Annotated in this window: 10 protein-coding genes; 7 read left to right on the top strand and 3 right to left on the bottom strand. The window is 64.1% G+C overall.

Translation table 11 applies throughout. The features are described from left to right. Positions 1–2,147: beta strand repeat-containing protein (locus QRN54_RS15565; RefSeq protein ID WP_285182386.1), on the top strand; the 2,147-nt coding region annotated here is incomplete at its 5' end. A gap of 10 nt (positions 2,148–2,157) precedes the next feature. On the opposite strand, the gene QRN54_RS15560 is transcribed toward QRN54_RS15565, so the two are convergent. Next, positions 2,158–2,997, bottom strand: a complete 840-nt coding sequence (locus QRN54_RS15560; RefSeq protein WP_037131202.1) for a hypothetical protein — start codon at positions 2,995–2,997, stop codon at positions 2,158–2,160. A 93-nt stretch (positions 2,998–3,090) separates the two neighbouring features. Here QRN54_RS15560 and QRN54_RS15555 point away from each other — a divergent pair, with 93 nt between their 5' ends. Genes QRN54_RS15555 through QRN54_RS15545 form a run of 3 tightly spaced genes read left to right on the top strand, consistent with a single transcriptional unit; the run spans position 3,091 to position 5,459 of the window. Further along, positions 3,091–3,846, top strand: a complete 756-nt coding sequence (locus tag QRN54_RS15555) for a lysophospholipid acyltransferase family protein (protein ID WP_003943903.1) — start codon at positions 3,091–3,093, stop codon at positions 3,844–3,846. Positions 3,847–3,849: 3 nt separating this feature from the next. Further along, positions 3,850–4,584 (top strand): lysophospholipid acyltransferase family protein, encoded by a 735-nt coding sequence (locus QRN54_RS15550; RefSeq protein ID WP_007731829.1) that lies wholly within the window; start codon positions 3,850–3,852, stop codon positions 4,582–4,584. Positions 4,585–4,637: 53 nt separating this feature from the next. After that, a complete protein-coding gene (locus QRN54_RS15545) occupies positions 4,638–5,459 on the top strand; it encodes a Cof-type HAD-IIB family hydrolase (protein WP_037131235.1) in 822 nt (273 codons plus the stop codon). A gap of 37 nt (positions 5,460–5,496) precedes the next feature. Here the strand turns inward: QRN54_RS15545 and QRN54_RS15540 are convergent, their stop codons facing one another. After that, on the bottom strand, positions 5,497–7,470 hold the full coding sequence (locus QRN54_RS15540; protein WP_030535825.1) for an N-acetylmuramoyl-L-alanine amidase: 1,974 nt from the start codon (positions 7,468–7,470) through the stop codon (positions 5,497–5,499). Between the two features lie 331 nt (positions 7,471–7,801). On the opposite strand from QRN54_RS15540, the gene QRN54_RS15535 reads away from it, so the two are divergent. Beyond that, positions 7,802–9,364, top strand: coding sequence for a SpoIID/LytB domain-containing protein (locus QRN54_RS15535; protein WP_007731827.1), 1,563 nt, complete (start codon positions 7,802–7,804; stop codon positions 9,362–9,364). Between the two features lie 102 nt (positions 9,365–9,466). Here the strand turns inward: QRN54_RS15535 and QRN54_RS15530 are convergent, their stop codons facing one another. Then, positions 9,467–10,960 (bottom strand): PucR family transcriptional regulator, encoded by a 1,494-nt coding sequence (locus QRN54_RS15530; protein WP_285182384.1) that lies wholly within the window; start codon positions 10,958–10,960, stop codon positions 9,467–9,469. A 171-nt stretch (positions 10,961–11,131) separates the two neighbouring features. On the opposite strand from QRN54_RS15530, the gene QRN54_RS15525 reads away from it, so the two are divergent. Both QRN54_RS15525 and QRN54_RS15520 read left to right on the top strand, forming a co-directional pair. Beyond that, the gene (locus QRN54_RS15525; protein ID WP_285182381.1) at positions 11,132–12,547 is read left to right on the top strand and encodes an amino acid permease; all 1,416 of its coding nucleotides are present in this window, start codon (positions 11,132–11,134) and stop codon (positions 12,545–12,547) included. Positions 12,548–12,637: 90 nt separating this feature from the next. Further along, on the top strand, positions 12,638–13,819 hold the full coding sequence (locus QRN54_RS15520; RefSeq protein WP_007731825.1) for a thiolase family protein: 1,182 nt from the start codon (positions 12,638–12,640) through the stop codon (positions 13,817–13,819). Position 13,820: the final 1 nt, after the last annotated feature.

Genomic DNA, 13,820 nt, shown 5'->3' with positions numbered 1-13,820 from the left:
CGGCGTCGGCTCAGACGGTGACCGTGTCTGATCCGGCTCCGGTGGATGTGCAGACCACGACGTCACTCTCGGTCCCGGCTACGGCGGTCACGGGTACTGCGGTTGATCTGACCGCTGCCGTTGCTCCGAACAATGCTGTCGGTACGGTGCAGTTCAAGTCGAACGGCACTGCAATCGGTTCCCCGGTGACGGTGGCTGCTGGTGTTGCGACTCTGTCGCACGCGTTCGATGTTGCTGGTGCGCAGAGTGTTACGGCTGACTTCACCGCTGGTGCAGGGTTCGTGAGTTCGTCGGCGTCGGCTCAGACGGTGACGGTCTCTGATCCGACTCCGGTGGATGTCGAGACCACGACGTCACTCTCGGTTCCCCCGACGGCGGTTACGGGTGCGGCTGTTGATCTGAGCGCGACGGTTGCTCCGAACAATGCTGTTGGCACTGTGCAGTTCAAGTCGAACGGCACGGCGATCGGTTCCCCGGTGATGGTGGCTGCTGGTGTTGCGACTCTGTCGCATGCGTTCGATGTTGTTGGCGCTCAGAGTGTTACGGCTGATTTCACCGCTGGTGCTGGGTTTGTCAGCTCGTCGGCGCCTGCTCAGACGGTGACGGTCTCTGATCCGGCTCCAGTGGATGTCGAGACCACGACGTCACTCTCGGTTCCCCCGACGGCGGTTACGGGTGCGGCTGTTGATCTGAGCGCGACGGTTGCTCCGAACAATGCTGTTGGCACTGTGCAGTTCAAGTCGAACGGCACGGCGATCGGTTCCCCGGTGACGGTGTCCGGTGGGGCCGCGACGCTCTCGCATTCCTTCGATGCTGCTGGCGCTCAGAGTGTTACCGCTGACTTCACCGCCGGTGCAGGCTTCGTCAGCTCCTCGGCGTCGGCTCAGACGGTGACCGTGTCGGATCCGGCTCCAGTGGATGTCGAGACCACGACGTCACTCTCGGTTCCGGCTACGGCGATCACGGGTACGGCGGTTGATCTGACGGCGACGGTTGCTCCGAGCAATGCTGTTGGCACTGTGCAGTTCAAGTCGAACGGCACAGCGATCGGCACTCCGGTGGCAGTCTCCGCGGGTGTTGCGACTCTGTCGCACGCGTTCGATGCTGCTGGCGCTCAGAGTGTTACCGCTGCCTTCACTGCCGGTGCAGGGTTTGTGAGTTCCTCGGCGTCGGCTCAGACGGTGACCGTGTCGGATCCGGCTCCAGTGGATGTCGAGACCACGACGTCACTCTCGGTTCCGGCTACGGCCATCACGGGTACGGCGGTTGATCTGAGCGCGACGGTTGCTCCGAACAACGCTGTGGGTTCGGTGCAGTTCAAGTCGAATGGCACTGCGATCGGTTCACCGGTGACGGTGTCCGGTGGGACCGCGACGCTTACGCATTCCTTCGATGCCGCTGGCGCGCAGAGCATTACCGCGGATTTCACCGCGGGTGCCGGATTCAAGAACTCGGTTGCGAGTGCGAAGTCAGTTCAGGTCAGTGTTGCCGACCAGGAATCCGTCGTCGAACTGAATATTCCGACCGACGCCAAAACTGGTGTGGCGACCGACTTGTGGGCGACCGTCCGAACGTCGTCGGATGATGCTGTCGGCGTCGGAACCGTGCAGTTCTACGACGGTGGGGTCGCGATCGGCGGTCCTGAAGCGGTTACGGCCGGCGCTGCCGGCCTGACGCATTCGTTTACCTCTGCGGGTGCGCACAGCATCACTGCGGTCTATTCGGGAGGGGCCGGTGTAGTCGGATCCTCGGCCCAGGCGCGGACGGTGAATGTAACGGACCCTGCGCCTTCGGATGTCACCACGGAGACTGTGGTGACGGTGCCTGGTGATGCCGTGGTGAACAAGTCGGTGACCCTGTCGGCGACTGTCAGTTCGGTGCAGAACGGTGGAACGATGCAGTTCATGGATGGGGATACTCCGATCGGTGACGCTGTTGCAGTGGTCAACGGGATCGCGGCGCTGAACCACACCTTCACCACAACCGGCACGCATTCGATTTCGGCAATCTACAGCGGGGCAACCGGATTCACAGGATCCACCTCGACGGCCCACGCAATTCAGATCAAGGCTGCAACCGGCGGTGGCACGGGCAGCCTCGGTTCAGGAAGCGCTGGCTCGAGCGATTTCCTTCCGTTCGGTTCCTGACCGGAACAGTTCAGGTCGCGGCCCCGAGGCAATATCCCTCGGGGCCGATCGACAGGGTGAACTGCATCGAGCGCGAGTTACCGGTTCCGTCGCTGACGGGCAGGGTGACACGGACGTAGTCGCCGCGAACCGGAGTGACTGTTGCAGCGTCGGCGTCGAAAGACTTGATACCGGCCAGCTGATTCGGATCGAGCTTGAGAGGCGGCTGGCCGGTTGCGCCGGTGCCGTCCGGATCCCACGGGCTGTTGCCGGGGCAGATCAGTGGATAGAACGTCTCGACGTCGCGGGTATTGACCGGCCGTCCCGTGGCGCGTGAGAGAAACCTGACGACGGCGTGGGAAGCGTCGGCCGCGGTGTAGAAGTTTGATTGCCCCGCAGGGAAGACGAACGGGCACGCATAGCCGGAAGCGATCTCCGAGCGCTTGGCGGCGACGGAGAGTCCGCCTCCATTCCAGGTGACCGCGTACTGGCCGTCGACGCCTGGTGCGGCGATGGCCGTCAAGATGGCGGGAACATCCGAGTATCGGTCGGCGATCGTTGTGGGCGGCATCGTCCAGCATGCGTTCGTGAGCGCGTCCACGTCCAAGGACACCAGGTCCGTTGCCCAAGCTGCCAAGGCCGGCGCAGCAGCCGGATTGCCGGGCACGTCACCAACCGGAGGTGGCGCGACCGGCGCAGCGGGCGCAATTGTCGTCGTGGGTGCGAGAGTGGTTGTCGTCGTGGTTTCCGTCGTCGGCGGAGACGGTTCGTCCGTCAGGATTCCCGTCCGTCCGTCGTCCTCACATGCGGTTATCGCCAACGTCATGGCGAGTGCGACTGCCCCCACTGCCGCTCGTCCTGCCGACTTCATTCGTTCGTACGCCCCTTTTGCGACATTCTGACCAACATCCACCCCAGAACTGCTGCGGGTCAGATCACGGATTCCCGTCTACGCTAGCGAACTGTGGATCCCGTTTACAGAACAGTCATCGGCATCGCCCGTACCGTCTTCGCTTTCGAGGGCCTGAAGTTCTCCGTCAAGGGAGAGCAGAACATCCCGGCGTCCGGTGGCGCCGTGATCGCGATCAACCACACCGGGTACATGGACTTCACGTATGCGGGACTGCCGGCACGGACCCCGAAGCGCTACATCCGGTTCATGGCCAAGAAAGAGGTCTTCGACAACAAGATCTCCGGACCGATCATGCGGGCCCTCAAGCACATCCCGGTCGACCGCGGCGCGGGCGCCGACTCCTACAAGGCGGCCGTAGATTTCCTGAAGCGCGGCGAATTGGTGGGCGTGTACCCCGAAGCCACGATCAGTCGGAGCTTCGAGATCAAGGAATTCAAGTCCGGCGCCGCTCGGATGGCGATCGAGGCGGGCGTCCCGATCGTTCCCGTCGTCATCTGGGGCGCTCAGCGCGTGTGGACGAAGGGTTATCCGAAGCGTTTGGGCCGCACCAACACTCCCATCTCCATTGCCGTCGGCGAGCCGATTGCACCTTTCGAGCCGGCGAGTGAGCTGACGGCGAAGCTGAGGTCGACGATGCAGGAGTTGCTGCTCGATCTGCAGAAGAACTACGACCATCCCGCCGGCGAGTACTGGGTGCCGGCCCGCCTCGGTGGCAGCGCGCCGACGCTCGAGCAGGCCGACAAGATGGATGCCGATGAGGCCGAGGCGAAAGCCAAGGCTCGCGAGGCGCGGAAGTCCGAAGGCTGACCGATGTCCTTCGAACCCGTTTACACCGCTGTCGAGGTAGTCGCGCGTGGTCTGAGCGGTTTCCAGGGTGTGAAGGTCACCCGCACCGGGACTGAGAACGTCCCGGTGTCCGGCGGTGCCGTCATCGCGATCAACCACACGAGTTACCTCGATTTCATACCGGCGGCCCTGGCGGTCGGCACCGCGAAACGCAAGCTCAGAGTGATGGCCAAGGCTGAGCTGGCGGACAACAAGGTCCTCGGCTTCCTCATGCGTGGATGCGGCGTCATCGAAGTGGACCGCTCCGCCGGAGCGCAGGCGTACCGAGCCGGAGTCGACGCCCTCAAGCGTGGCGAATTGGTGGGCGTCTACCCGGAAGCGACGATCAGCCGGAGCTTCGAGATCAAGGAAATGAAATCCGGAGCAGCTCGGATGGCCATCGACGCCGGCGTGCCGATAATTCCGCTGATCGTCTGGGGCGCCCAGCGGATCGTCACCAAGGGCGGACCGAAAAATCTGGGCCGCAATCATTTCCCGATCTCGGTGGAGGTGGGTGCACCGATCGATCCGGTCGAGCCCGCCGAAGCGCTGAGCGAGATCCTGCGCATCGAGATGGATGCGATCCTGCGCCACGTTCAGGACGGGTTCGTGCACGAGCCCGGGGCGTACTGGGTGCCTCGTCGACTCGGCGGTGGCGCACCGACGCCGGAGGAAGCTGCGGCCATGGACGCACAGGAACGCGCGAAGCGGGCGCGCTGAGCGAGACCGTCGTACCGGGCAGGCACAATGGCGGTGTGAGCCCAGACCGTCGTATCAGCCCTGACCGCCCAACCTTGGTTGCGACCGATGTCGACGGCACCCTCATCGATCACGACGAGTTGGTCAGTGCCCGCACCCGCGCCGCCGTGCATGCCGTCGTCGAATCCGGCACGCCGTTCCTGCTGGCAACCGGGCGTCCTCCGCGATGGATTTCGCCCGTCGTCGAGGGCTTGGGATACGCGCCACTCGCCGTCTGCGCAAACGGTGCCGTTGTCTACGACAGCTACGCCGACCGCGTCCTCAGCGCCGCGACCTTGTCGGTCGACGCACTCACCGAACTCTCCGAGCTGGCACTGGTTGCACTCCCGGGCGCAGGTTTGGCCGCGGAACGAGTAGGGGAGAGCGCACATGACGCCGCCACCCCACAATTCGTCAGCTCACCGGACTACGAACATGCCTGGCTCAACCCGGACAACACCGAGATGTCCGAGGACGAAGTGCTTGCGGCGCCGGCCGTCAAACTCCTGATTCGCCGTCCAGGCATGACCAGCACGGCGATGTACGACACGCTCGCTCCGCACGTCGGTGCGCTCGCCGACATGACGTACTCCACCGAGAACGGACTGATCGAACTCTCGGCGCCGGGCATCACGAAGGCGTCGGGCCTGGTTGCTGCCGCGGAGAGGTTCGGCTTCGACCTGTCGGGTCTGGTGGCCTTCGGAGACATGCCCAACGACATCCCGATGCTGGGGATGGCACGCCTCGGCGTTGCCATGGGCAACGCTCACCCCGAAGCCAAAGCCGCAGCCGACGAGGTCACCGACACCAATTCGGCACACGGGGTCGCAAAAGTCCTCGAGCGCTGGTGGTCGTAGAACCCACCAGCGCCCGAGGACGTGTACTGCTCGAGTGTCAGCCGACAGGCGCGCTGTTGGCCATTTCCTGGGCAAAGGTCTCGTTGTAGGTCTTGAGGACCTTCGTGACCATGCCGGTGATCTGGTTGAAGATCAGCGAACCGTTCTCGAAGTCACTGCGCAGGCCGTCCGGGATCGAGTACTCGTCCGAGATCGGCAATCCCAGTTCACCCGCGTCGGAACCGAAACTCTGCCACGACTTGAAGATCTCGCCGAGCACGGTGAACACTCCGCCGTTCGGCGAGGTGTAGACAGCGCCGTTCTGGAACAGCGCACCCTGGTTGCCGAGCTTCGCCTGCAGAATTCCGGACAGTGCCTGGCCGAGGCGTCCGATCTCGCCACCTTCGGCGATCCACTTCTGCGCGAGCGGTGAATTGTCGGTGATCTGCAGAATCTGGGTGACCAGATCCGGGATCGACGAACCGGTGCCACCGGTGACCGTGTCGACCGGAGTGGTCGGCTTGGGCGCAGGCGTCGACGGATTGGAAGGGTTCGAGGGGTTCAACGTTCCCCCGATGTTCGCGGCCGCGATGTTCCGGATGTCGTTCATGTGTGCGTATGCGGCATCACCCGGGCACGCGGTGTTTCCGACGTCGCGGTGGGCGAAGATGATCGGCAGATCGACTGCTGCGCCCTGCGGGTACGGCGTGAACTCGGTGCCCTCGGAGTACATCGTCGTTCGGCCCTTGGGATCGAGTCCGGCCATGCCGAGCTTCCAACCGAGGAACTTGCCGACGGCGTTGAGCGTCGCCTGCGAAGGCTCGACGGTGGAGTAGTCGCCCATCATCGCGATACCGGTGGTGTTCTCGTTGAATCCACCCGCGTGTGCACCCTGAACTGCCTTGTCGAGTCCGCCTGCGCGGCCTTCGAAGGTCTGACCGTACTTGTCGACGAGGACGTTGTATCCGACGTCGCACCAGCCGAGCGTCTGTGCGTGGTAGGCATAGATCGAGCGGACGATGCCGGCCGATTCGGCCTTCGTGTAGTTGTTGCTACCTGCGGTGTGGTGAACGGTCGCGCCACCGATGAAGTCGTCGTAGGTGGGGGAGTCGCAGCGAAGTGACTCGTCTGCTCCCCACTGAGCACGGGTGATGACGGACGGTCCGCTGCCGCCGAGCGGCGCTGCGACGGCCTGCAGATTGCTGTCTGCCTCGCTGGCACCCGGGTCGATCAACACGGCGGTGACGGCATCTGCTGCCGTCGTCACCTGGCGAAGCGGCTTGGACACCGAAGCGGGTGTGTACCCGAGTTCGCCGGTGGCTGCGGGTGCTTCAGCGGGGGCAGCTTCCGGAGCGGGCGCGGGGGCAGCTTCCGGAGTCGGGGCCGGCACAACCTCGGCTGCGGGAGCAGCGGCACCCTGCGGCGTGAGGATCTGGATGGACTTGGTGGCGCCGACGAAGACCGGTTCGGTGGCGGTACCGGAGTTGGTGGCCTGATCCGAGCTGGCGGAGTCGATGGCGTCAGGGGTGAACCACGGGCCCCAGGTGCCGTCTTCGGCCAGGGCGCGGACCTTGGACTGCGCCGAGGCGATGGTGTCCGAGGTCAACGCGACCATGCTGAACGGAGTGTCGCGGGTGACTTCCTTGACCACGGCACCTGGCTCTTCCTCGGAAGGAACCGGAGCGGTTTCGGTCGGGGCGCCGGGAGCAGCGGGTGCCGGGAACAGCTCGGTCGGCAGCGTGATCCCGGGAGGTAGCGGGATTTCGGTCGGGAGCTTGAGGTTTCTCAGATCACCGAGGTTGATGTCGGGGAGATCGAGACCGGTCAGCTCCTTGACCGGAATGATGATGTCGGGCACCGACGCGAGGAGCACCTCTGCGATCTGGGTCGGCACTGCTACTGACGTCGTCTCGTTCGCGGAACGTACATCGGACGTAGTGCTCGTGAAGCCGTAGACCGCAAAAGGACTTGCGACAGCCACTGCGGCTACAGCCCCGAGTACGAGCGAGGGCTTCGGTCGACGGTGTGGCAAGGGATTACTCCTCGGTTGTAGTTACTTGCGAGCGAACTTCAGGGCCGATGACGGCCGTGAACGGAATCCTTCAAAACCGGATCCGAGCAGGTCGGATGCCATGTTCTGGGGTTGAACTCCAGTTTTCGGACGCGTACGTCTGCAACTCGTGATGCTGATGTGACTCGTGTGACTGGTGTTGCTAACTCCAAACACTCTTGCCACACTAGTCACAAAAGTCCATAACGCTCAACCTTAGGGTGAGACTTTAGTTAAATCGTTGTGGACTGGCCTGCGCGCGAAGTACCGACTTCGCGGACTCGTGAGGCCGGTAGCGATGAGGAGAGCATTGATGGCGAGAAGCGGAAGAAGCGGAACTGCAGGTAAGAAGCCTGTGTCCGGTCGCGCAGGTCGCTTTCTGGTGGGCGGACCCGGGAGGCGAACCTCGCTGATGCGGATCTCGGTCCTCGGTCTCGTTCCGGCTCTTGCGCTCGGCGTCGCGATCGGAGGTTTCACGCAAATCCGCGCTGACGAGCCGTCGATCCTGCACGCCGTCGCTGCCGACACGCAATTCACGCTCTCCGGGCACGGCAACGGACATGGCCGTGGAATGGGCCAGTGGGGCGCTTACGGCTACGCCAAGAACGACGGCTGGTCCGGCGAGCGAATCCTCAGTCACTACTACGGCGGAACCGTCCTGGACTCGATGCCGCCCGCCCAGATGAGTGTGCGGCTCACGGCCCAGGACAACTCGACGCTCGACGTCTACTCCGACGCCGGCCTCGTGGTCAACGGTCAGCGCACCGCGCCCGGCGAGGCTGCCCATCTCACTGCACTGCCCGGTGGCGGTGCGCAGGTAGTGGTCACCAGCGGGTGTGGTGGCGGGGTTGTCTGGGAAGCGGTCACCGAGCATCCGTGGGTGGACCCGGTGGACCTCGGTCCTGATCGACCCGCCGACCAGTTCCTGAAGCTGTGCAACAACGACGCGCCCTATCGCGGTGCCCTCGGCGTAGTGCTCGACAACGGCTCGGCTCGGACAGTCAATCTCCTCGACATGGAGGACTACCTGCTCGGCGTGGTGCCGGTCGAAGCGAAGGCCGAATGGGCCGATTCCGGTGGGGCCGAAGCGCTACGGGCGCAAGCCGTGGCAGCACGCTCGTACGCTGCGACCGAGCATCGCAGCTCGTACGCCGACACCTGCGACACTCAGGACTGCCAGGTCTACGGCGGAGCGGGCAAGGAAGATCCCCGCACCACCGAAGCCGTCCGGTCCACCGCCGGCGCCGTTCTGTCGCGTGACGGCAAGATCGTTGCCACCGAATTCTCCTCGTCCACAGGAGGTTACAGCTCCGGCGGTGAATTCCCGGCCGTCGAGGATCTCGGTGACGCCCTTTCTCCGAATCATGACTGGACAGTGAATCTGACCGCAGGGCAGATTGCGGACGCCTTCGATGTGGGTGAGCTGCAATCGCTCAAGATTCTCTCGCGCAACGGATTCGGTACCGACGGCGGGCGAGTGACGGCAGTCGAGGTAGTCGGAACAGATGCAACTGTTGGCGCCACCGGAATTCAGTTCCGCCAGAAACTCGGCCTGAAATCCGACTGGTTCACCATCGGTGACGGTGCGGGTGTGGTAGTGGCACCGGATTCGGAATCGACAGTGCCGGAATCCAATTCGCCATCCGACGATCCATCGGGTACGGTTACGGAGACGCAGATCGAGAAGAAGTATCGGGAGCTCGGCGGTGAAAGCGGCTCTCTCGGTGCTCCTGCCGGCCCGGAGATGCAGTTGCCCTCCGAAGCAGGCACTTTCCGTGTCTACGAAAACGGAACCATCATCTGGACAAAGGTTTTGGGCGCGCAGGTAGTTGATGCCAACGTGCTCCGCGAGTGGATACCGACGGGCGGAAGCTAGGGGAAGGTCGGTCGGTAGCGACTCGCACGTATCGACTCTGAAGGGTCTCTGCCGTAACCCGGCGGAGGCCCTTCAGGTCGTTCAGGGTTCGTTGGTTGTCGGTCAGATGGTCGGGGCGTCGCCGAGCAGGCGGTACTCGAGCCACAACTCCGCACGTTCCGTGGGGGAGCCGAGGTCGAGCTGGAGAAGGCTCTCGATCCGAGCGAGTCTGCTGCGCAACGTATGCCGATGAATATTCAGCGCTGTGGCTGCGGCGTCGCCCACCCCGTTGTGTGCCAACCACATGGCCAAGGTCCGGTAGAGATCGCTACCGCCCTTCGCTTCCAGAAGCGGGCGCAAGTGTGCCGCCGCGAATGCCGTCGAGCGATCCTGGTTGAGAAATGCGGACAATCCGCTCTCCGAGAGTTCGGCGAACCGCATCGAAGGCAGGTTGCGGGCACCCGCCTCGGCTGCTGCTTGCGCGGCTTGGCGTCTGGCGCGCGAGAGATCGTCCCACCACAGCATGTCCGACACGCCGACGGTGACGTCGATTTCGTTGACACGGGCGAGGATTCGCCCGCTGTCGGTAGCCGAGACGACGGCAATCAGTGCACCGTCGGTGATGCCGAACGCCAGATCGCGGCTGAGACCATCGAGCAGTGAGACGGACACGCTCTCGAGCAGGCCACTCGGGCCCGCTACGTGGAAGACCTGGAAAGGCTCGACCGGAAATCCTCCCCACAGTTCCCCGGAGATGTTGCGGGCGAGCGCATTCTGTCCCTCGAACAGCTGATGCATCGCAACGGTACGAAGGTGGTTCATCGTCAGCTGTGCGTCTCGGGTTCGAGCCGTCATCAACGTGAGCAGAGACGCGGCTGCGATGACGATGCCCTGATTCAGTGAACCGACGGCGCCGGGGCAGCCGGCGACGAGGTACCCCATCAGCTTTCCCCTCGACGTCAGCAGAGGATGGGAGATGACATCCTCGTTCTCACTCGTGAGGAAACTGACTTCCATCGGGCGGGCGTCGCGCTCGGGGGCAGTTCGCTCGATTCCTGCGGCCGCGGCGGTGTGTGAGATCTCGACGGTATGTCCGGCCGAGTCCAGCAGAGCCGCCCATCCGCCGATCAATTCCGCCACCCGTCGTACGACTGCCCGGGTGCCGTTGACCGTCACCGCAGCTTGAAGCAGTCGCCGCAGGCTCTGGTAATTGCTGCGCAGCGCTTTCATGTCGTCGTCGGATTGCGCCTTCGACACCGCTTTGGTCAGGGCGATGAAAGGTGTTCGCAATGGGACGTCGAGAAGGGGCACACTGAAACGGGTGGCCGCATCCACCAGAGTCTGTGGCGCCTGCTCGTATCCGAGGCCGGTTCCGAAACCGATTCCGGCAATTCCGGCCGCCACCAGGGTCCGTACGAATCGGGTCGTTTCCGCGGCCGTCGTCGGTAGTGACACCCCGGTGATGAGTAGTAGTTCACCGCCGTCGAGGAAGGGCGTCGGGTCGGGAAGTTCGGAGACATGTGCCCAGGTCAGGGTGCGATCGAGCTGGTCGTGCCCAGCCAGGACGCGAAGGCCGAACTGTTCGGTCGCACAAAGCTGGCGGAGCGTGATGGGCATGAGTCCAGTCTGACACCTCGAACTCGCCACTTTGTAGTGCCTGCGGTCACGTTTGTACAAAGTGGAGCCTGACGCGAGCTTGCCGAAGGTCCGACACTGGCGCTATCGAAAATGCGCTCCGGATAGAGCGCCACCGAGATCCACGTTCCGAACAGCCCACAAGGAGTACTGATGTCCAGTACAGACCAGCCGGCACTTCAGCACACGCTGAAGAAGCGGCATCTGTCGATGATTGCGATCGCAGGCGTCATCGGCGCCGGACTGTTCGTCGGCTCCGGTGTGGCGATCCAGGAGACGGGACCCGGTGTCCTGATTTCCTACGCGCTTGCCGGCGTCGTCGTCATCCTCGTGATGCGCATGCTCGGTGAGATGTCGGCAGCGTCGCCGGAAACCGGCTCGTTCTCCTCGTACGCCGACAAGGCCATCGGCCGCTGGGCGGGCTTCTCGATCGGCTGGCTGTACGCCTGGTTCTGGATCATCGTGCTCGGCATCGAGGCCACCGCCGGTGCCCTCATCATGAATCGCTGGGTTCCGGGGGTTCCCCAGTGGACCTGGGCATTGATTCTGATGATCGTGCTGACGCTGACCAACATCATCTCGGTCAAGTCGTTCGGCGAGTTCGAGTTCTGGTTCGCCTCCATCAAGGTCGTCGCCATCATCGCGTTCCTCGGCATGGGCATCGTGGCGATCTGCGGATGGATGCCCGGCGTCGAAGCACCCGGAATGACAAACCTGACCGGTCACGGCGGCTTCCTGCCGAACGGAACAGGAGCGATGCTCGCCGCAGTCCTCGTGGTCGTGTTCTCGTTCTTCGGCGCCGAAATCGCCACCATCGCCGCCGGTGAATCGGCCAACCCGCTCGAAGCTGTTCGCGCTGCCGTCAAGTCCGTCGTCTGGCGAATTCTCATCTTCTACATCGGCTCGATCGCGGTGGTCGTCACCCTGCTTCCCTGGGACAGCGCGTCGGTTGCACTCAGCCCGTACGTCGCCGTCATGGACTCCTACGGCATTCCGGCCGCGGGCAACATCATGGACGTCGTCGTCCTCACGTCGGTTCTGTCCTGCCTCAACTCGGGTCTCTACACCGCGAGCCGCATGATCTTCTCCCTCGCCGGCCGCGGCGACGCCCCCAAGTCGCTCTCACGTATCGAGAAGACCGGCGTCCCGATGCGCGCTGTCCTGGTCTCGACGATCGTCGGCTTCCTGACCGTCGGCATGAACTACCTCTCCCCGGACAAGGTCTTCCTGTTCCTGGTCAACTCCTCCGGTGCGATCGCGCTGTTCGTCTGGCTGGTCATCTCGGTGTCCCAGCTGCGCACCCGCCGCAAGCTCGAAGCTTCGGGCCAGGAGCTGGAACTCAAGATGTGGTTCTTCCCGTACCTGACCTACGCCACGATCGCCGCCATCATCGCGCTCTGCATCGGCATGCTCACACTGGACTCGACGCGCAGCCAGATGATCGTGTCCCTGGGACTTGCAGCGATCCTCGTGGGTATCGGGCTCTACCGCTACCGGAACCACAAAGACACCGACACCGACACCGACGCCGAGGTCGTGCCCGTCGCCGAGAGCGCTCCCACACCCTGACACCAACGTCCCCATCTGCGAGATACTTCGATGTCCTAGTATCGGCCACGGACAGAGAAATCGACGTGAGCACAGCAGATGGGGACAATCATGACCACACCCGAACCGATCGTCATCGTCGACGGGGCCAGGACCCCCGTCGGTAGCTTCGGCGGCGTCTTCAAGGACGTACCCGCACACGAGCTGGGCGCCGCAGCAGCCAAGGCCGCGCTGAGCCGCGCCGGCGTTGCGCCCGAAGACATCGACGAGGTCGTCATGGGCTGCATCGGCCAGGTCGGCCCGGACGCCTACAACGCACGCCGCGTCGGCATCGCCGCCGGACTGCCCGAGAACGTCCCCGCCTACACCGTCAACCGCCTCTGTGGCAGCGGTCTGCAGGCTGTGTGGTCTGCGGCGATGCAGATGCGATGGGGCGCAGCTGCCATCACGCTCGCCGGCGGTGACGAGAGCATGTCTCGCATGCCCTTCTACGACTTCGCCGCCCGCTCGGGCTACAAGCTCGGCGATCGCAGCCTCGTCGACGGCACCGTCGCGATGCTCACCGACCCGTTCAGCAAGGCTCACATGGGCCGCACTGCCGAAGCCGTCGCCCGTAAGTACGGCGTCAGTCGCGAGCAGCAGGACGAGTTCGCCGTCGAATCTCAGCGCCGTGCCGCTACCGACGCAGCGAAGGCGGCATTCGCCGAGGAAATCACTCCCGTCGAGACCGGTGGTCGGCGCTCCGTCACCGTCACCGAGGACGAGCATCCCAAGCCCGGAACCACCGTCGAAACCCTCGCCAAGCTGCGCCCCGCATTCGAAGAGGGCGGATCCGTCACCGCCGGTAACGCGTCGGGCATCAACGACGGCGCCGGCGCACTCGTCCTCGCGACGGGCACGGAGGCAGCCAAGCGCGGTCTCACCGGACTGGTCACGCTCGAAACCGTCACGACGGCAGCCATGGAGCCCGGCCTGATGGGCTACGCTCCCGTGCTCGCTCTCGAAAAGCTCTTTGCGCAAACAGGATTGAAGCCTTCCGACATCGGCACCGCCGAGGTCAACGAGGCGTTCGCTTCGCAGGCCATCGCCGTCATCCGTGACAGTGGCCTGGATCCGGAGAAGACCAACCCGTACGGCGGAGCGATCGCCCTCGGACACCCGGTCGGCGCCACCGGAGCCATCCTGACCCTGCGTGCCGCACGCGACATGGTCCGCCGCGACCTCGAATTCGGCATCGTCACGATGTGCATCGGCGGCGGTCAGGCACTCGCTGCCCTGCTGAAGCGGGTCTGAT

The organism is Rhodococcus sp. MEB032 (assembly GCF_030208925.1).
GTDB lineage: Bacteria > Actinomycetota > Actinomycetes > Mycobacteriales > Mycobacteriaceae > Rhodococcus_F > Rhodococcus_F qingshengii.
This window is presented reverse-complemented; position numbering and strand designations above follow the sequence as displayed.

Coding starts and splice junctions, on each gene's coding strand:
- QRN54_RS15535 (WP_007731827.1), top strand. CDS start 7,802: ATGGCGAGAAGCGGAAGAAGCGGAACTGCAGGTAAGAAGCCTGTGTCC.
- QRN54_RS15560 (WP_037131202.1), bottom strand. CDS start 2,997: ATGAAGTCGGCAGGACGAGCGGCAGTGGGGGCAGTCGCACTCGCCATG.
- QRN54_RS15550 (WP_007731829.1), top strand. CDS start 3,850: ATGTCCTTCGAACCCGTTTACACCGCTGTCGAGGTAGTCGCGCGTGGT.
- QRN54_RS15525 (WP_285182381.1), top strand. CDS start 11,132: ATGTCCAGTACAGACCAGCCGGCACTTCAGCACACGCTGAAGAAGCGG.
- QRN54_RS15530 (WP_285182384.1), bottom strand. CDS start 10,960: ATGCCCATCACGCTCCGCCAGCTTTGTGCGACCGAACAGTTCGGCCTT.
- QRN54_RS15520 (WP_007731825.1), top strand. CDS start 12,638: ATGACCACACCCGAACCGATCGTCATCGTCGACGGGGCCAGGACCCCC.